The 17,965-nt window shown below is 71.2% G+C and carries 18 protein-coding genes and 1 riboswitch; of the genes, 5 read left to right on the top strand and 13 right to left on the bottom strand.

All coding sequences use genetic code 11. The features are described from left to right. Nucleotides 1-62 precede the first annotated feature (62 nt). Entirely contained in the window at nt 63-248 is a 186-nt protein-coding gene (locus ACFVYL_RS32120; protein WP_389722205.1) for a CsbD family protein, read from the top strand. Nucleotides 249-487: 239 nt separating this feature from the next. On the opposite strand, the gene ACFVYL_RS32115 is transcribed toward ACFVYL_RS32120, so the two are convergent. Both ACFVYL_RS32115 and ACFVYL_RS32110 read right to left on the bottom strand, forming a co-directional pair. Continuing rightward, the gene (locus tag ACFVYL_RS32115) at nt 488-637 is read right to left on the bottom strand and encodes a hypothetical protein (RefSeq protein ID WP_389722203.1); all 150 of its coding nucleotides are present in this window, start codon (nt 635-637) and stop codon (nt 488-490) included. Beyond that, nucleotides 634-825 (bottom strand): hypothetical protein, encoded by a 192-nt coding sequence (locus ACFVYL_RS32110; RefSeq protein ID WP_389722201.1) that lies wholly within the window; start codon nt 823-825, stop codon nt 634-636. The genes ACFVYL_RS32115 and ACFVYL_RS32110 overlap by 4 nt, the downstream gene beginning before the upstream one ends. A 243-nt stretch (nt 826-1,068) precedes the next feature. On the opposite strand from ACFVYL_RS32110, the gene ACFVYL_RS32105 reads away from it, so the two are divergent. Then, nucleotides 1,069-1,671, top strand: a complete 603-nt coding sequence (locus ACFVYL_RS32105; RefSeq protein WP_389722199.1) for a hypothetical protein — start codon at nt 1,069-1,071, stop codon at nt 1,669-1,671. A gap of 59 nt (nt 1,672-1,730) precedes the next feature. Here the strand turns inward: ACFVYL_RS32105 and ACFVYL_RS32100 are convergent, their stop codons facing one another. Continuing rightward, nucleotides 1,731-3,122 (bottom strand): peptidase C39 family protein, encoded by a 1,392-nt coding sequence (locus ACFVYL_RS32100; protein ID WP_389722197.1) that lies wholly within the window; start codon nt 3,120-3,122, stop codon nt 1,731-1,733. A gap of 205 nt (nt 3,123-3,327) precedes the next feature. Between ACFVYL_RS32100 and ACFVYL_RS32095 the strand changes: the two genes are divergently transcribed. Then, complete coding sequence (locus tag ACFVYL_RS32095) at nt 3,328-3,987, top strand: uridine kinase (protein ID WP_389722195.1); 660 nt, start codon at nt 3,328-3,330, stop codon at nt 3,985-3,987. A gap of 457 nt (nt 3,988-4,444) precedes the next feature. Further along, a complete protein-coding gene (locus tag ACFVYL_RS32090; protein ID WP_389722194.1) occupies nt 4,445-6,403 on the top strand; it encodes an AAA family ATPase in 1,959 nt (652 codons plus the stop codon). A gap of 52 nt (nt 6,404-6,455) precedes the next feature. Here the strand turns inward: ACFVYL_RS32090 and ACFVYL_RS32085 are convergent, their stop codons facing one another. From ACFVYL_RS32085 to ribD, 10 genes are all read right to left on the bottom strand, one after another. Beyond that, entirely contained in the window at nt 6,456-7,541 is a 1,086-nt protein-coding gene (locus ACFVYL_RS32085) for a hemolysin family protein (protein ID WP_389722192.1), read from the bottom strand. Continuing rightward, nucleotides 7,538-8,893 carry a hemolysin family protein gene (locus ACFVYL_RS32080; RefSeq protein ID WP_389722190.1) on the bottom strand — a complete coding sequence of 452 codons (1,356 nt, stop codon included), beginning with the start codon at nt 8,891-8,893 and terminating at the stop codon, nt 7,538-7,540. The genes ACFVYL_RS32085 and ACFVYL_RS32080 overlap by 4 nt, the downstream gene beginning before the upstream one ends. A 262-nt stretch (nt 8,894-9,155) precedes the next feature. Then, on the bottom strand, nt 9,156-9,614 hold the full coding sequence (locus ACFVYL_RS32075; RefSeq protein WP_389722188.1) for a PH domain-containing protein: 459 nt from the start codon (nt 9,612-9,614) through the stop codon (nt 9,156-9,158). Between the two features lie 31 nt (nt 9,615-9,645). Beyond that, nucleotides 9,646-10,494 (bottom strand): ATP phosphoribosyltransferase, encoded by an 849-nt coding sequence (gene hisG, locus ACFVYL_RS32070; RefSeq protein WP_389722186.1) that lies wholly within the window; start codon nt 10,492-10,494, stop codon nt 9,646-9,648. Nucleotides 10,495-10,550: 56 nt separating this feature from the next. Further along, nucleotides 10,551-10,823, bottom strand: coding sequence for a phosphoribosyl-ATP diphosphatase (locus ACFVYL_RS32065; protein WP_389722184.1), 273 nt, complete (start codon nt 10,821-10,823; stop codon nt 10,551-10,553). Between the two features lie 35 nt (nt 10,824-10,858). Further along, nucleotides 10,859-11,344 (bottom strand): 6,7-dimethyl-8-ribityllumazine synthase, encoded by a 486-nt coding sequence (gene ribH / locus ACFVYL_RS32060; protein ID WP_389722182.1) that lies wholly within the window; start codon nt 11,342-11,344, stop codon nt 10,859-10,861. A gap of 36 nt (nt 11,345-11,380) precedes the next feature. Continuing rightward, a complete protein-coding gene (locus ACFVYL_RS32055) occupies nt 11,381-12,670 on the bottom strand; it encodes a bifunctional 3,4-dihydroxy-2-butanone-4-phosphate synthase/GTP cyclohydrolase II (RefSeq protein ID WP_389722180.1) in 1,290 nt (429 codons plus the stop codon). Next, nucleotides 12,667-13,323 (bottom strand): nicotinamide riboside transporter PnuC, encoded by a 657-nt coding sequence (locus tag ACFVYL_RS32050; protein WP_389722178.1) that lies wholly within the window; start codon nt 13,321-13,323, stop codon nt 12,667-12,669. The genes ACFVYL_RS32055 and ACFVYL_RS32050 overlap by 4 nt, the downstream gene beginning before the upstream one ends. Beyond that, a complete protein-coding gene (locus ACFVYL_RS32045; protein WP_389722176.1) occupies nt 13,320-13,940 on the bottom strand; it encodes a riboflavin synthase in 621 nt (206 codons plus the stop codon). Before ACFVYL_RS32045 ends, ACFVYL_RS32050 begins: the two co-directional genes overlap by 4 nt. 1 nt (nt 13,941) lies before the next feature. Beyond that, entirely contained in the window at nt 13,942-15,000 is a 1,059-nt protein-coding gene (ribD, locus tag ACFVYL_RS32040; RefSeq protein ID WP_389722240.1) for a bifunctional diaminohydroxyphosphoribosylaminopyrimidine deaminase/5-amino-6-(5-phosphoribosylamino)uracil reductase RibD, read from the bottom strand. A 207-nt stretch (nt 15,001-15,207) separates the two neighbouring features. Beyond that, a riboswitch (FMN riboswitch) is annotated at nt 15,208-15,338 on the bottom strand. 329 nt (nt 15,339-15,667) lie between these two features. Here ribD and ACFVYL_RS32035 point away from each other — a divergent pair. Further along, the gene (locus ACFVYL_RS32035; RefSeq protein WP_389722238.1) at nt 15,668-17,944 is read left to right on the top strand and encodes a chitinase C-terminal domain-containing protein; all 2,277 of its coding nucleotides are present in this window, start codon (nt 15,668-15,670) and stop codon (nt 17,942-17,944) included. Nucleotides 17,945-17,965: the final 21 nt, after the last annotated feature.

Below are 17,965 nucleotides of genomic sequence, written 5' to 3'. Positions count from 1 at the left end.
CCGAAATGCGCTACTTCTCCGCATCTCATAGCGTGGGGGCATCCCCGACCAGAGGAGCCGTCATGGGCGACAACGCCATGGACAAGGCAAAGGGCAAGGCCAAAGAGATGATGGGCAAGGCCACCGGCAACGACCGGATGGCAGCCGAGGGCAAGACCGACAAGGCAAAGGGCAAGGCCAAGGACACCGCGGACGACATGCGCGACAAGGCCGAGGGCATGCGCGACTCGTTCCGCGAGGACCGCTGACCCCACGCGGTGCCCGCTCTCCCGCACGGGAGGGCGGGCACACGTGTGTCACCGGCGGCGTCACCGGCATCACCGGCATCACCGGGAGAAGACGGCGTCACCTCCGTACCCCGACGCCCCCGGCGTCCCTGACACCCCCGACACCCGGACAGGCCACGTGGAGGCGGACGGTGGCACCCCCCGCCGACGCGCCGTGGATGTCGTGGGTGGTGTACGGCTGGCCCGGGCGAATGGGCTGATCACACCGGGCGCAGAGCATCACGGGCCTCCCGCACCTGCTGTTGCAGCCGCCTGCCCTGGGGGCAGTACGCGAGGCGACGGCAGGAGTCGCACCGGTCGAGGTGGTCGAGGAGCCTGCCCTGTCTCTCCGCGACTCTCGCGAGCGTCACGACACTCCCCCCGCGGCGCAGCACGGGCACGCACGGGGAAACACGTCGGCGCGGTGGTCGACGGCCACGTCCGGACGGCTGCCGAGGTCGACGGCGGTGGCGTTGTCCAGGGCGACCCCGCAGGAGACGCACGCGCGGCCACGGCGCTGGAGGTCGCTCAGTTCCGACAGGGCTGGGGTTTGCTGCACATCCATAAGGTCCCCGCATTCGGTGATCAGGTCTGACGTGACCGTAGAACGCGGTACCTGCCGACAGGGTGCGCGAAATGCGGGTATTGGTCCCGAAAAGCGGCCGACCCGTCGGGTTCCACTCGGGTTCCGCTCGGGCCTGGCCGGGCTCCGACGGGTCCTCGCTCCCCCGGACGGCGGGCCGACCTACCCTGTCGCAGTGATGCCGAACTGCCGACGACATGACGTGAGAGGCGCAGACAAGTGCGGTTGGACAGACAGGACTTGGAAGGCTGGACGCCGATGCACGCGGCCTGGCAGACGGTCGTCGAAGGGGTCACGGGCGCCATGGCGTACATCGTCGACGACCACTGGGACATCGTCGTCTACAACGCCGAGTTCAAGGCCCTCTTCCCCGACGGCCGGACACCGACCAACCTCATGCGGTGGATGCTCCTCGACGACCGGGCCCGTGAGGAGACGCTGCTGAACTGGGCCGAGGACTGGGCGCGAGGGGCCTGCCCGGCCGTCAGACGCGCGGTCACGAACCACCCGGCCGATCCCGCGCTGATCAATCTGGCCCACGAGGTCCGCTGCCATCCCCTCGCGGGGCCCATCTACCTGGCGACCGTGTCCTCCCACGCCCTGCACCCCGACGGAGCCGTGCGGCAGATCAACCACGCCGTCAAGGGGCCGGGCTGGGTGATCGCGACCGCCGCCGCCCCGCTCCCTGAGATCGCCTCCCAGTTCGTGATGATGCAGTACCGGCAGGGCCCGACCCGCCCCCACCAGCCCCCACCGCTGAGTACGGACACCGTCCGCAAGCGCGCGGCGGCCCGGCCCGGCTACGGCCCCGGCGCCCGCTGAACCCCGCAGGAGGCGCCCGCTCCCATGCGCGGAGGCGGGCGCCTTCTCCGCGACCGCGCTCAGCGCACCCCGACGGCGGCCAGCGCGGCACGCTGGCGCGTGGAAGGTTTCGCCGGGAAGTACAGGTAACAGACGCCACCGGTGCCCGACACGACCTTGCCCGAGGCGTTGTAGCGCTTCGTTCTCAGCCAGATGTTCTCCCACTCACGCCGCCGGTAGACGCGGCGCACCGCCGCATCGCTCGGCGACGCCGGGTCATTGGCGATCACGTCGCCGTCCGCCGTGAAGCCGATGACCGTCATCAGATGGCCCGCCGTGCCGTAGCCCGCGCCCGTCAGCTCCTCCTTGAGGAACGACTGGGACGTTATGGCCGGGATGCCCGCGGCGATCAGCGACTCCAGCTCCGTGAGCGAGGCGAGCCGGGTGACGACGCCCTGGAGGTCCTTGTACGTGGCCGCGTACGCGGCGTTGAAGGGCCAGTTGCCGCAGCCGTCGTACTGGTAGTCGAAGGTACGACGGGCCGCGTGGCACACCTGCGGGTCGGCGTACGACGGGTCGACCCAGGCCAGTTCCTCGGGCGTCGGTCTGCGGCCCCAGTACTCGATGATCATCTGCGAGGACGTCGGGCTGCACCACGCCTCGCCGCCGTTGTCGTACTCCGGGTACTGGCCCGCGTGGATCTCCTGCGAGTAGCGCGGGACCTTCAGCTCCCTGGCGAGGCCCGGCTTCGACGCGGGCACCGTGAAGCGGTCGGGGACGGCCGAGGCCATCGCGCCGAGGCGCCACACCGTGGGGGTCGCGGTGGCGCCCGGCTTGCGGTGGAGCGTCAGGCGCAGCCGGTAGGAGACGACGCGCGGGCCCGCGGCCGCGTCGTCGACGGAGAGCGTGTCCGTCCAGACCGTCGACTTGCCGTCGGTCTGGTCGTCGACGGAGGTCCGCCGGATGTCGGTCTCCTTGTCGTCGCCCGAGGTCCAGCGACCCATCACGTACCAGGGGGTCTTCGTCCCGTCGGCGTACGTGCCGCACAGCTCGACCTGGAGCCAGGTGCCGGGCGGCGTGTCGGCGTTCCAGGACGCGATGAGCTCCGTGGCGGGGACGGCGGAGCGGTGCGCGGGCGAGGTCCACCGGGCGTACTCCCAGGTGGCCGTCCTGCCGGTGTGCGGGTCCGTGTAGTCGGTGCGGCCCGCGGGCTTCTTGATCCGCAGGCCGGGGCGGGCGCCGGTGACGGGGGTGGTGCCCTCGGCGGTGCCGGTGCGCCAGTCCTTGAGCGAGACCCAGAAGCGGTTGTCCACGAGCCGGTCCGCGCGCGGGGCGCTCTCCCGGCCGGCCGCGGCCCCGGCGGCCAGGGCGGGAGCGGCGGTCGCCGCGAGGGCGGTCACGGCGGCGGCCGTGGCCAGGACGGATCTGCGGGAGATGTCGTCGGTACGGTCGGTTCTGCCTGCTCGGTCCATGGAAGGGACCCCCAGTCGACGTGGTTTCCGGCGGGATCCGGAAGGTCGGGTCAGGTGCACGGAAGTGGGCCAACTATGGCGGTTACCGGCCGACTTCTGCCAGCGGTCCGGACACTGCCGTACGCACCAATATTGGCCTCAACCAATGGCATGACCTGCGACGGCGCGCGGAACACATTCTTCCGCGGTCGTACCCTTGCCGGTGATGACCGGACAGCACCCGCACGCCCCGCTCCCCGCGCTCCCCCGCCTCGCCGACGCGCTGCGCCGGCTGCCGCCCTCGTGCGGGCCCGTCCGGCTGATCGCGGTGGACGGGCACGCGGGCTCGGGCAAGTCGACGTTCGCCCGGCGGCTCGCCGAGGCGGCCGGCGGCGCGCCCGTCCTGCGGCTCGACGACATCGCGAGCCACACCGAGCTGTTCGGCTGGACGGAGCGGCTGCGGCGGGAGGTCATCGGACCGCTCGCGCGCGGCGCGACGGCGCACTACGCGACGTACGACTGGCACGAGCGCCGCTTCGGCCCCGCCGGCACCCCCCTGCCGCCCGCGCCCGTGGTGCTCGTGGAGGGCGTCGGGGCGGGCCGCCGGGCGCTGCGCCCGCACCTCGCCGCGGTGCTCTGGATGGACGTGCCGCGGGAGGAGGCGTGGCAGCGGGGGCGCCGACGGGACGGGGCGGTCCAGAGTGACTTCTGGGACGGCTGGGAGCCCGCGGAACTCCAGCACTTCACCGAGGATCCCTCCCGGCCCTACGCCGATCTCTTGGTACGACAGTGCCCAGAGGGATACCAAGTGATTACCGGGCCCAATGGGGTGCCCTCAGCCACCCAAGATGTCACACAGAGTGATGACCCATCGGCGGTCCGCTGAACCTTCGGAAGCGCGCTTTCGTACGACCCCACGAGTTTCCGCGAGTGCCCCAACTCTTCTTGACCCAGGGCCCTTACAGGACTTACGTTCTGAATGTGCGGTCTTAACGGACCGCCCGCAGACACGAAGCCCCCGGTTGTTCCCCCGTGATCGGGGGCTTCGTTCTGCCCTCCGCGGTCGATTTCCGGCCGCCGCGAGCCAGCATTCGCTCACCGTCGGTCACCATCCGATCGACTCCCCGACGGCCCTTTCCGGCCGATCCGCCGGTGCGGCACCCTACGGCCGACCGCTCCTCCGCAGGTACGATGCGTATCGGTGCGCCTTTTCGGACGGCTGCTCTGCGCATCGAGGCAACTCCCGTCCGCAGCACAGTGGTTCAGCGCAGTGGTTCAGCGCAGTCGCCGGCGGGCACAGGTCCGGCGGTACGCAAACGGGGGCACGGTTTGTGGGGGACCTGATGGACTTCGACGCGGTGGGCTCACCCGCCCCGGCCGACCTCGCCTGGCTGCGGGGCGTCGACGCCTACACGATGGGCGCCTATCCGCAGGCGGAGGAGGAATTCCGGACGGCGGTCCGGATGGATCCCGGGATGGCCGACGGCTGGCTCGGGCTGCACGCCCTGCGCATCGACACGACGACGGCGCTGCTGCGGATGTTCCAGCACCGCGACCGCTTCGGGGAACAGCGCACCCGCCACGCACGCGCCCTCAACTCATGGTATTGGCTGGGCTGGTGGGTGCAGCCCGTCCTGGAAAGCACCCGCGACCTGCTGCTCGCGCACGCCTCGCACTGGCTGGACGGCCGCCATGTCCCCGAGCTGGACCGGGCGTTGGCGGGCCTGCCGCCCGTCGACGCGGACCCGCAGGTGCGCTTCCTGCACGCCTGCCGCTCGTACCTGGTCAAGGACTGGGAGCAGTTGGTGCGGCACACCGACCCGCTGATCGACGACCCGATGCTGGGCATCGAGGCGGGGCTCTTCGGCGGCATGGCGCGGGTGCGCCTGGAGACGTACGGCCAGGCCGAGCCGCTCCTGGCCGCCGCCCTGATGCGCTGCCGCAGCGAGCAGCCGCAGCGCAAGGAGCTGCGCTACTGGCTGGCCCGCGCCCACGAGGGCACCGGCCGCTCGGCCGCCGCCCTGCCGCTGTACCGCGCGGTGCACCGGGTCGACGCCTCGTTCATGGACACCTCGGCGCGGCTCGCGGCGATCGCCGAGGGCGACGGGTACGACGAGGCGGCCGACCTCGCCGCCGCGATCAGCCTCACCGGGGCGGGCCAGGACATGCTGGAGGGCCCCGACGGCATCGACACGCTGTTCGGCACGGAGGGGCGTGACGTGAAGGTCACCGGCCCCGAACCGCCCACCGTCGGCGACCCGTCGGCCACCGACGCCGGTTCCGGATCCGGATCCGGATCCGGAACCGGAACCGGAACCGGAACCGGAACCGGTGCCACCGGCCCCTCCGAGACCGACGCCGTGCGCGAGAAGGCGATCATCCCGATCAAGGCCGGTCCCGCACAGCTGCCGCCGGGGCCCACCGACCCCGCGCTGCTGGAGGCCGCGCTCTGCGAACTGGAGGGCATGGTGGGCATGGAACCGGTGAAACGCCAGGTCAAAGCGCTCTCCGCCCAGCTGAACATGGCACGCCTGCGCGCCGCCCAGGGCCTTCCCGTACAGCCGCCGAAACGACACTTCGTCTTCTCCGGCCCCTCGGGCACCGGCAAGACCACCGTCGCCCGCATCCTCGGCCGCGTCTTCTACGCGCTCGGCCTGCTCGGCGGCGACCACCTGGTGGAGGCGCAACGCGCCGACCTCGTCGGCGAGTACCTCGGCCAGACCGCCGTGAAGGCCAACGAGTTGATCGACTCGGCCATCGGCGGGGTCCTCTTCGTCGACGAGGCGTACTCGCTCTCCAACTCCGGATACGGCAAGGGCGACGCGTACGGCGACGAGGCGCTGCAGGTCCTCCTCAAGCGCGCCGAGGACAACCGCGACCACCTCGTCGTGATCCTCGCGGGCTACCCCGAGGGCATGGACCGGCTGCTCGCCGCCAACCCCGGCCTGTCCTCGCGCTTCACGACCCGCGTCGACTTCCCCTCGTACCGCCCGCTCGAACTCACCGCCATCGGCGAGGTCCTCGCGGCCGACAACGGCGACGTGTGGGACGAGGAGGCGCTCGACGAGCTGCGCTCCATCAGCGGGCACGTCGTCGACCAGGCCTGGATCGACGAGCTGGGCAACGGCCGCTTCCTGCGCACGCTGTACGAGAAGAGCTGCGCCTACCGCGACCTGCGGCTCTCCACCTATCCCGGCGACCCGGGGCGCGCCGACCTGTCGACGCTGCGGCTCCCCGACCTGATGCAGGCGTACGGCGAGGTGCTCTCGGGACGGGGACCGCAGGACACCCCGGGGCTCTGAGAGCCTGTCTCTGAGGCGGGACGCGCCGCCCGGCCGGGGTGCCGTGCGCGGCTCAGCCCACCGAGCTGACCGCCCGCGCGGAGTCCCTGCTCCCCTCCTGCGGCGTCCTCGGCACCGTGACCCGGTGCGCCGGGTCACGGACCTCGCCGACCAGGAGCTCCAGGACGTCCTCCAGGGCGACCAGGCCGAGCACCTTGCCGGTCGCGTCGGCGACCTGCGCCAGGTGCGTCGCCGCGCGGCGCATCACGGTCAGCGCGTCGTCCAGCGGGAGTTCGGACCGCAGCGTGGTCATCGGCCGCCACACCTGCTGCGGCACGGCCCGGTCGGTCTCCTCCAGGTCCAGCACGTCCTTGACGTGGAGATAGCCCATGAAGGCGCCGTTCTCCGCGCAGACCGGGAAGCGGGAGTAGCCGGTGCGGCCGGTGAGCTCGATGACCCTGGCCGGGGTCACCGATGGCCCCACCGTCACCAGCGACGCCCGGTCGAGCAGAACGTCGGTGACCGGGCGCGAGCCCAGCTCCAGGGCGTCCTCCAGGCGCTCCTGCTCGACGGGGTCGAGCAGCCCCGCCTGGCCCGAGTCCTCGACGAGGCGGCCCAGCTGCACGCTGGTGAACACCGCCTCGACCTCGTCCTTGGGCTCCACCTTGAACAGCCGCAGGACGAGCCGCGCGCAGGCCCCCAGCGCCACGGTCACCGGTCGGCACAGCCGCGCGAAGGTGACCAGGCCGGGGCTGAACCAGAGGGCGGTCTTCTCGGGGGCCGCCATCGCGAGGTTCTTCGGGACCATCTCGCCGATGACGAGGTGGAGGAAGACGACGACGGCGAGCGCGATCACGTAGCCGAGCGGGTGGATCATGCCCTCGGGCAGCCGGGCCGCCTCGAAGAGCGGCTCCAGGAGCTGGGCGACGGTCGGCTCGGCGACGGCGCCGAGCGTCAACGAGCAGACGGTGATGCCGAACTGGGCGGCCGCCATCATCTGCGGCAGGTGTTCGAGGCCGTAAAGGACCTGGCGGGCCCGCTTGGAGTCCAGCGGCTCGATCTGGCTGCGGCGCACGGACACGAGCGCGAACTCCGCCCCCACGAAGAAGCCGTTGGCGAGCACGAGCAGGACGGCGAAGAGAAGTTGCAGCAGGCTCATCGCAGGGCCTCCACGGCAGTGCCCGCACCGCTGCGGACGGCACCGGCCTCCTGGACGCGGACGAGCCGCACCCGCTCCGCGCGGTAGTGGCCGACCTGACGCACCGAGAGCCGCCAGCCCGGGAGCTCGGCCCGGTCGCCGGGGGCCGGGATGCGCCCGAGCAGATCGGCGACGAGGCCCGCCACGGTCTCGTAAGGGCCCTCGGGCACGTCGAGTCCTATCCGCTGGAGCGTGTCGACCCGGCAGCTGCCGTCGGCGTCCCACGCGGGGCCGCTGTCCTCGGCCGGCGCCTGGCAGAGCTCGGGCAGGTCCAAGTGGTCGTGCTCGTCGCGGACTTCACCGACGAGTTCCTCGACGATGTCCTCCAGGGTGACGACGCCCGCCGTGCCGCCGTACTCGTCGACGACGACGGCTATCGGCTGTTCGCTGCGCAGCCGCTCCAGGAGGGGCTGCACGGGCAGCGTCTCGGGGACGAGCAGCGGGGAGCGCGCGATGCGGCGCACGGGTGTCCTGAGCCGCTGGTGGGCGGCGACCGCGAGGGCGTCCTTGAGGTGCACCATGCCGACGATCTCGTCGATCCGCTCGTCGTAGACCGGGAAGCGGGACAGGCCGGTGGCGCGGGTCAGGTTCACCACGTCCTCGGCGGTCGCCGATGACTGCAGTGCGCTGACCTTCACGCGCGGCGTCATGACGTGCTGCGCGGTCAGCTCGCCGAGGGAGAGGGTGCGCACGAACAGGTCGGCGGTGTCCTGCTCCAGGGCGCCGGCCTGGGCCGAGTGCCGGGCCAGGGAGACCAGTTCACCGGGGGTGCGGGCCGAGGCGAGCTCCTCGGCGGGTTCGACGCCGAGGGTGCGCACCAGTCGGTTGGCCACGGTGTTCAGGAGGGCGATCACGGGCCGGAAGAGCCGCGCGAACACGTGCTGCGGGCCCGCGACGAACCGCGCAACCTGCAGCGGCCTGGACACCGCCCAGTTCTTGGGCACCAGCTCGCCGATCACCATCTGCACGGCGGACGCGAGCAGCATGCCGACCACCACGGAGACACCGCCGACACCGCCTTCGGGGACGCCGACGGCCGTGAACGGGCCCGCGAGCAGGTGCGCGAGGGCCGGTTCGGCGAGCATGCCGACGACGAGCGAGGTGATGGTGATGCCGAGCTGGGTGCCGGAGAGCTGGAAGGACAGCTCCTTGAGGGCGCTGACGACCGTTGCGGCCCTTCGGTCGCCGTCGGCCGCGGCCTTCTCCGCGTCCGGCCGCTCCACGGTGACGAGGCCGAACTCGGCCGCCACGAAGAAGCCGTTCGCGAGAATCAGCAGGAATGCCGCCCCGAGAAGCAGCAGGGGCACTGTCATGCCGCCGCCTCTCCGGTCGTGCCGGTCCCGGTATGTCGGGAGGGGGCGGCGCAGGTACTACAGGACGATCCGTCCATCGCCGGAGGGAGTCACTCCTCGGATAGCAGGAGCCCCTGGGAGCCGGGCGGGCCCGTCAGGAGCGGGGCGGCGCACCGTGCGCGCCCCGCCACCAGATTAATCAAGACCGGCCGCGGAACGTCCAGGGCCTGTTCGGTGGTTCGGCCCGGAGCAGTCAGTTCTCGCGGGCCCAGTTCTCGCGGGCCTAGTTCTCGCGGGCCGCACGGGCGTCCGCGAGCGCGCGCAGGGCGCGGGCGTCGGTGACGGCCTGCTGCCTGGCGATGCCCGGCTGGATGCCCAGGGCCGGCAGGCTGGTGCCGTCGCTGAGGTTCAGGAACACCCATGGGTCGCCGGGGCGGAGGTTGACCTGCACGATCTCGGCCCAGGCCAGTCGGCGGCTGGTCGCGATGTTGACGACGGTCACGCCGGACTCGTCGGCGACGACCTTGGGCCTGCTGAGCAGCGCGAGCACGCCGAAGAGCAGCGCGCCGGTGAAGACGAAGCTGGTCCGCTCCCCCGGGCTGAGCGCGGGCAGCAGGAAGGCGATCACCGTGATCACCACGAGGATCGCGACGCCCGCGGTGAGCAGGACGGCCCGGGTCCGCGTCGGCCGGAAGGTGACGGGCAGGGCGGGAAGGGCGGGACTGGCGGGACTCTCGGACATGCGGCGGTGCTCCTGCCGGATCAGGGGCCGGTCAGAGACGGCAGGCGTGGATGGCCGTGGTCAGGATGGCCCGCGCGCCGATGGCGTACAGGTCGTCCATGATCCGCTGGGCCTCCTTGGCGGGGACCATGGAGCGGACCGCCACCCAGCCCTCGTTGTGCAGCGGGGAGATCGTCGGCGACTCCAGGCCCGGGGTGAGGGCGACGGCCTGCTCCAGGTGCTCGGCGCGGCAGTCGTAGTCCATCATCACGTACGCCCTGGCGACCAGGACGCCCTGGAGGCGGCGGAGGAACTGCTGCACCTTCGGGTCGTCGGTGTCGGCGCCGGTGCGCCGGATGACGACGGCCTCGGACTTCATGATCGGCTCGCCGAAGACTTCGAGGCCCGCGTTGCGCAGGGAGGTGCCGGTCTCGACGACGTCCGCGATGACCTGGGCGACGCCCAGCTCGATGGCGGTCTCCACGGCGCCGTCCAGGTGCACGACGGCGGCGTCGACGCCCTGCTCGGCGAGGTGCTTGGCGACGATGCCCTCGTAGGAGGTCGCGACGGTCTTGCCGGAGAGGTCCTGCAGGGTGCTCGCCGTGCCCGGCTTCGCGGCGAAGCGGAAGGTGGAGCGGGCGAAGCCGAGCGGCAGGATCGTCTCGGCGTCGGCGCCGGAGTCGATCAGCAGGTCCTGTCCGGTGATGCCGATGTCGAGCCGGCCGGTCGCGACGTAGATCGCGATGTCCTTGGGGCGCAGGTAGAAGAACTCGACCTCGTTGTCGGGGTCGACGAGGACGAGCTCCTTGGACTCCTTGCGCTGCTGGTATCCGGCCTCATGGAGCATCGCCGACGCAGGTCCGGACAGTGAACCCTTGTTGGGGACGGCGATGCGCAGCATGAGGCGGGATTCCTTTGCGTGACGGGTGGGTCGGGCTGAGGTGGTGGACGTACGGCTCAGAGGTGGGCGTAGACGTCGTCGAGGGAGATGCCGCGGGCGACCATCATCACCTGCACGTGGTACAGGAGCTGCGAGATCTCCTCGGCGGCGGCTTCCTTGCCCTCGTGCTCGGCGGCCATCCAGACCTCGGCGGCCTCCTCGACGACCTTCTTGCCGATGGCATGGACGCCCTTGTCGACCAGCTCGGCGGTGCGGGAGGTCGCGGGGTCGCCGTTGGCGGCCTTGTGCTGGAGCTCGGAGAAGAGCTCCTCGAAAGTCTTCTTGGACATGATGGTCGCCACTCTACGCGGCCGGGCGGTCCCCCTCAGCGCCAGGGTTCGGAGACGGTACGGAGCGTGGTGGCGGTGGCCACGGCGGCGGTGACCGCCTCGTGGCCCTTGTCCTCGCGGGAGCCCTCGATGCCCGCGCGGTCCAGGGCCTGCTCCTCGGTGTCGCAGGTCAGCACGCCGAAGCCGATCGGGACCCCGGTGTCCACGGAGACCTGGGTGAGGCCCTGCGTGACGCCCTGGCACACGTACTCGAAGTGCGGGGTGCCGCCGCGGATGACGACGCCGAGCGCGACGATCGCGTCGTAGCCGCGTCCCGCGAGGACCTTGGCGACGACGGGCAGCTCGAAGCTGCCGGGCACGCGAAGGACGGTCGGCTCGCTGATGCCGAGTTCGCCCAGGGCGCGCAGGGCGCCGTCGACGAGTCCGTCCATGACCTTCTCGTGCCACTGTGCGGCGATCACCGCGACCCGGAGGTCGCCGCAGTTCTTGACGCTCAGTTCGGGTGCACCCTTGCCGCTCACGTGCTTCTCCTTCAGATCCTCTGACCGTGTTCGGTGTTACTGGTTGCCGCAGGCGGACACTTCGGTGGTGTCCAGCCAGGGCAGGTCGTGCCCCATCCGGTCCCGCTTGGTGCGCAGGTACCGAAGATTGTGTTCGCCGGCCTCGACGGGCATGGGCTCGCGCCCGGTGACCTTCAGGCCGTGCCGCAGGACCGCGTCGGTCTTGTCGGGGTTGTTGGTCATCAGCCGTACGCCGCGCACGCCGAGATCGCGCAGGATCTGCGCGCCCGCGCCGTAGTCCCGGGAGTCGGCGGGCAGGCCCAGCTCCAGATTGGCGTCGAGCGTGTCGCTGCCGCGCTCCTGGAGCTCATAGGCGCGCAGCTTGGAGAGCAGACCGATGCCGCGCCCCTCGTGGCCGCGCAGGTAGACCACGACGCCGCGCCCCTCGGCGGTGATGCGCCGCATGGAGGCCTCGAGCTGCGGGCCGCAGTCGCAGCGCAGGGAGTGGAAGACGTCGCCGGTCAGGCACTCGGAGTGCAGCCGGGCCAGCACGTCCTCGCCGTCGCCGAGGTCGCCGTGGACGAGGGCGACGTGCTCGACGCCGTCGACGGTGGAGCGGTAGCCGTACGCGGTGAAGGTGCCGAACGCGGTCGGCAGGCTGACCTCGGCCTCGCGGCGGACGGTGGGCTCCGAGGAGCGGCGGTAGGCGATCAGGTCCTCGATGGAGATGATCGTCAGGCCGTGCTTGCGGGCGAAGGGGACCAGCTCGGGCAGGCGGAGCATCTTCCCGTCCTCGCCGGCGATCTCCACGATGGCTCCGGCGGGGCGCAGGCCCGCGAGGCGGGCGAGGTCGACGGCGGCCTCGGTGTGGCCGTTGCGTACGAGCACGCCGCCGGGCTTGGCGCGCAGCGGGAAGATGTGTCCGGGGCGCACGAAGTCGTCCGGGCCCGCGTCGCCCGCGGCGAGCAGCTGGAGCGTGGTGGCGCGGTCGGCGGCGGAGATGCCGGTGCTCACGCCGTGCGCGGCGGACGCGTCGACGGAGACGGTGAAGGCCGTGCTCATCGACTCGGTGTTGTGCTCGACCATCTGCGGGAGGCGGAGCCGGTCGAGTTCGAGGGGCTCCATCGGGGCGCAGATCAGGCCCCGGCACTCGCTCATCATGAACGCGACGATCTCGGGGGTCGCCTTCTCGGCGGCGATGACGAGGTCGCCCTCGTTCTCGCGGTCCTCGTCGTCGACGACCACGACGGGGCGGCCCGCCGCGATGTCGCGGACGGCCTGCTCCACCGGGTCGAGCGTCAGGTCTTCGGCGGGTCCTGTGCCGTACCAGACGGGTGCCGTACTCATGCCGGGGCTCCTTCCATGACGGGCTGCGAGGCGGCGGTGCGGGAGCGCAGCCACCAGTCGCGCAGGCCCCAGAGGACGAGGGCGAGATAGACGACGTACACGAGTCCGGAGAAGGCCAGGCCGCTGCTGAAGGCGAGCGGCACGCCGACCACGTCGACGAGCAGCCAGGCGAACCAGAACTCGACGAGCCCGCGGGCCTGGGCGACCATCGCGGCGAGCGTGCCGACGAAGATGTAGGCGTCCGGCCAGGGGTTCCAGGAGAGGTCGGGGACTGCGCTGAACAGCGCGCCGACCGCGAGCGTGCCGACCGCGGTGCCCGCGAGCAGGACGCCCCGCTCCTTCCAGGTGGCGAAGCGGATGGCGATGGAGCCGTCCTGCGCCTGCTGCCTGCCGCGCGTCCACTGCCGCCAGCCCCACACCGCGACGCCGATGACGAGGAGCTGCTTGCCGACACCGCCGGACAGCTGCGCCGAGGCGTACGCGGCGACGAGGATGACGCCGGAGAGGAACTGGGCGGGCCAGGTCCATATCGAGCGCCGCCAGCCGAGCGCGAGCGCGATGAGGCCGACGGTGTTGCCGATCATGTCGGACCACAGGATGTGCTGGCCGAAGGCCGTGAAGGCCTCGGAGTTGAGCCAGTCGAGCCCGTTCACTGGGTGGCCTCCTGGCTGCTCGGCAGGGCCCGGTCGCCGAGCAGGCGCTCGACGTACTTGGCGATGATGTCGACCTCCAGGTTGACCGGGTCGCCGGGCTGCTTGATGCCGAGCGTGGTCAGCGCGAGGGTCGTGGGGATCAGGCTGATGGTGAAGTAGTCGGGGCCCGCGTCGACGACCGTGAGGCTGACGCCGTCGACGGTGATGGAGCCCTTCTCGACGACGTAGCGGGACAGGCCGGCGGGGAGCGAGATCTTGACGATCTCCCAGTTGTCGGAGGGCTTGCGCTCGACGACGGTGCCGACCGAGTCGACATGTCCCTGCACGATGTGTCCGCCCAGGCGCGCGCCGACCGAGGTGGGGCGTTCCAGGTTGACGCGGGAGCCGACGACGAGCGCGCCGAGGCTGGAGCGGTTCAGGGTCTCGGCCATCACGTCCGCGGTGAACTCCTCGCCCTCGTGCTCCACGACCGTCAGACAGACGCCGTTGACGGCGATGGAGTCACCGTGCTTCGCGCCCTCGGTGACCAGGGGGCCGCGCAGGCGGAAGCGGGAGGCGTCGGGAAGGTTCTCGACGGCGGTGATCTCGCCCAGCTCTTCGACGATTCCGGTGAACACGTCAGTGCTCCTTCGCTACGAGGTTCGCGGTGATGCGCAGGTCGGGGCCGAGGCGGACGGTGTCGCGCACGTCGAGCCGCAACGCTTCGGTGATGGTCGTGATTCCGCCGCCGGTCAGGGCGGCGGGCCCCGCGCCGAGCAGCACGGGGGCGAGGTAGCCGACGACGCGGTCGACGGTGCCAGCGGCGACGAAGGCTCCGGCGAGCGTCGGGCCGCCTTCGAGCAGGACGGACCGCACGCCGCGCGCGTGGAGCGCGGCGAGGAGGGCCGGGATGTCCAGGCCGCCCTCGGCGCGCGGCAGTCGGACCGTCTCCGCCTTTTCGTACGCGGGGGTGACGTCCTCGGCGACGGCGATCAGGGTGGGTGCCGCGTCGTCCAGGACGCGGGCGCCGGGCGCGACGGCGGTGCCGAAGGTGTCGACGACGACCCGCAGCGGCTGGACGGCGTTCTCGACACCCCGCACGGCGAGGTGCGGGTCGTCGGCGCGCTGGGTGCCGGAGCCGACCACGACCGCGTCGCACTCGGCGCGCAGCCGGTGCACGTCGGCGCGGGCCTCGGCGGAGGTGATCCAGCGGCTCGTGCCGTCGGCGGCGGCGGTGCGGCCGTCGAGGGTGGCGGCGTACTTCCAGGTGACGTGGGGGCGGCCGAGCCGTACGGAGGTCAGCCAGGCGGCGTTGCCCTCGGCGGCGGCCGGTTCGAGCAGGCCCTGCTCCACGGAGATCCCGGCCGCCCGCAGGGTCTGCGCGCCGCCGGTCGCGGTGGGGTTCGGGTCGCCGACGGCGTAGACGACACGGGCGATCCCGGCGTCGATGAGCGCCTGCGCGCAGGGGCCGGTGCGGCCGGTGTGGTTGCAGGGTTCGAGGGTGACGAGGGCGGTGCCGCCGCGGGCCCGCTCGCCGGCCGCGCGCAGGGCGTTGACCTCGGCGTGCGGGCCGCCGGCGCGCTGGTGCCAGCCCTCGCCGACGCGTTCGCCCGCGGCGTCGAGGACGACGCAGCCGACGACGGGGTTGGGGCTGGTGGAGCCGAGTCCGTGCGCGGCCAGCGTGATGGCACGCTGCATCGCGGTCGCTTCGGCTGCGGCGGTGGCCACCGGGTCCTCCTGCCTCTTCGGGCACGGACTCCGGGGCACTGTCGATGACGACAGAACGTACGGGCAACGACACCTGTGGCGACGCCGAAGGGACCTGCGTCCCGGGAAATCCCGGGAACCGCTCCTGGGAACGCCAGGAACGAGCCAACTACGACGGCGTGCAGAGATGCCCGCCCGCCGCGCACTGCCTCCCATCCGGACTTTCACCGTCGGTCCAGGAATTTCACCTGGTCAACCGGCCGCTGGAGGCGGCCGGGTCGCGGACTGTAACCGCCGGTTCGGAATTACACCGACCCCGGAGTGCGCTGCTTCTGGTACGAGGCCAGTGTGCCATGGCCGAACGAAGGCCATACGGGTGACCGGCTGTGGCCTGGCTCACAGAATCATCATTCAACCAACTTGGTCCAGACCTATTGACGCACTGGTCTAGTCCTCTTAATCTCTGCGTCACCTCAGAGGAGCCGGAGCCGACGGTGTGCGCACACCGGGGCCCCAGAACGGATCACATCTTCACCAGTTGTGTTGTTCCGCCCCGTCCGACGTCCGCTCGACGTCCGCACCGTCCCAGGAGGCACCCTTGTCGTCCCTCACCCGCGCGAGACCCCCGCTGCTCGCCTCCGGCGCCGCCGTCGCCGGAATGCTGCTCGGCCTGGTCTCCGGCGTCGCCTCGCCCGCCTCCGCCGCCGACGACGCGTCCTGCCGCCCCGACGGCCTCTACCGGACGCCCGGCGTGAACGTCCCCTACTGCTCCGTCTACGACAGCGACGGCCGCGAGAAGATGGGCTCCGACCACCAGCGCCGCACCATCGGCTATTTCACCGGCTGGCGCACCGGCAAGAACGGCGAGCCCGCCTACCTCGCCAAGGACATCCCGTGGGACGAGATCACCCACATCAACTACGCCTTCGCGCACGTCGACAAGGACAACAGGCTCTCCGTCGGCTCCGACGGCGAGAAGAACGCCGCCACCGGCATGACCTGGCCCGGCGTCGCGGGCGCCGAGATGGACCCGGCGCTGCCGTACAAGGGCCACTTCAACCTGCTCAACAAGTTCAAGAAGCAGCACCCGGACGTCAAGACGCTGATATCCGTGGGCGGCTGGGCCGAGACCGGCGGCTACTTCGGTGACGACGGCAAGCGCGTGAACTCGGGCGGCTTCTACTCGATGGCCACCAACGCGGACGGCTCGGTGAACCAGGCGGGCATCGACACGTTCGCCGACTCGGCGGTCGCCTTCATAAAGAAGTACGGCTTCAACGGCGTCGACATCGACTACGAGTACCCGACCTCGATGAAGGACGCGGGCAACCCCCTGGACTACTCGCTCTCCAACGCCCGCCGCAGCGGGCTCGTCAAGGGCTACGCGGCGTTGATGAAGTCCCTGCGCCAGAGGCTCGACAGGGCGGGCGCGGCCGACGGCAAGCACTACATGCTGACCGTGGCGGCCCCCTCCTCCGGTTATCTGCTGCGCGGCATGGAGACCTTCCAGGTCCAGAAGTACCTGGACTACGTCAACATCATGTCCTACGACCTGCATGGCGCCTGGAACGAGTACGTCGGCCCCAACGCCTCGCTCTTCGACGACGGCAAGGACGCCGAGCTCGCGGCCGCCAACGTCTACGGCAGCTCCCAGTACGGCGGCATCGGCTATCTGAACACCGACTGGGCCTACCACTACTTCCGCGGCTCGATGCCCGCGGGCCGCATCAACATCGGCCTGCCGTACTACACCCGCGGCTTCAAGAACGTGCAGGGCGGCACCGACGGCCTGTGGGGCAAGGCCGCCTCGACCAGCTGTCCGGCGGGATCCGGCCTGACCAAGTGCGGTGACGGCGCGGTCGGCATCGACAACCTCTGGCACGACAAGGACGACAACGGCAAGGAGTCGCCCGCGGGCTCCAACCCGATGTGGCACGCCAAGAACCTGGAGAAGGGGATCGTCGGCGACTACGTCACCAAGTACGGCTTCCCCGCGGACACCAAGCTGACCGGCACCTACGCCCGCAAGTACAGCTCCTCGCTGGTCGCGCCGTGGCTGTGGAACGCGGACAAGAAGGTCTTCCTGTCGACGGAGGACGAGGAGTCGGTGGCGAGGAAGGCCGACTACGTGGTCGACAAGGGCATCGGCGGCACGATGATCTGGGAGATGGCGGGCGACTACCGCTGGAACGCCACGAAGGGCCAGTACGAGATGGGCGACACGCTCACCTCGCTGATGCACGACAAGTTCAAGGCCGCCAAGCCCTACGGCGCCAAGGTCTCGAACAAGGAACTGCCCGCCAAGGCCGTCGACATCGGGGTGGAGTTCGGGGACTTCAAGCTGGGTGACTCCAACTACCCGATCACACCCAAGGTGAAGATCACCAACAACACGAAGACGGCGCTGCCCGGCGGTACGGAGTTCCAGTTCGACTACTCCACCGCGGCCCCGGGCAACGCCTCCGACCAGTCCGGTTTCGGCACGAAGGTGATCAGCAGCGACCACACCGGCAGCAACGCCGGCGGTCTCAAGGGCGACTTCCACCGGGTCTCGCTGAAGCTGCCCGCCTGGCAGTCCCTGGCGCCCGGCGCCTCCGTGGACCTCTCCTTCAACTACTACCTGCCGGTGTCCACGCCGTGGAACTGGACGGTGAACATCAGCGGCACGACGTACGCCCTCGCCGGTGACCTGGCGCGCGGCACCACGCTCGTCGAGCCGGGCGGCGGCACGGGGCCGACCGACCCGCCGGACCCGACCGACCCGCCGGGACCCGGCAAGTGCACCGCCCCCGCGTGGAGCGCGGCCTCCGAGTACGGCAGCGGCACGACCGTCGCCCACACGTCGCACACCTGGAAGGCCAAGTGGTGGACGAAGGGCGAGGAGCCCGGGGCCGGCGGCACGTGGGGCGTCTGGCAGGATCTCGGCGCCTGCTGACGCTCCGGAGTGCTCACGCCG

This window comes from Streptomyces sp. NPDC058308, from assembly GCF_042880275.1.
Classification (GTDB): domain Bacteria; phylum Actinomycetota; class Actinomycetes; order Streptomycetales; family Streptomycetaceae; genus Streptomyces.
Note: the sequence above shows the minus strand (reverse complement) of the source record. Positions and strands in the feature narration are given on the sequence as shown.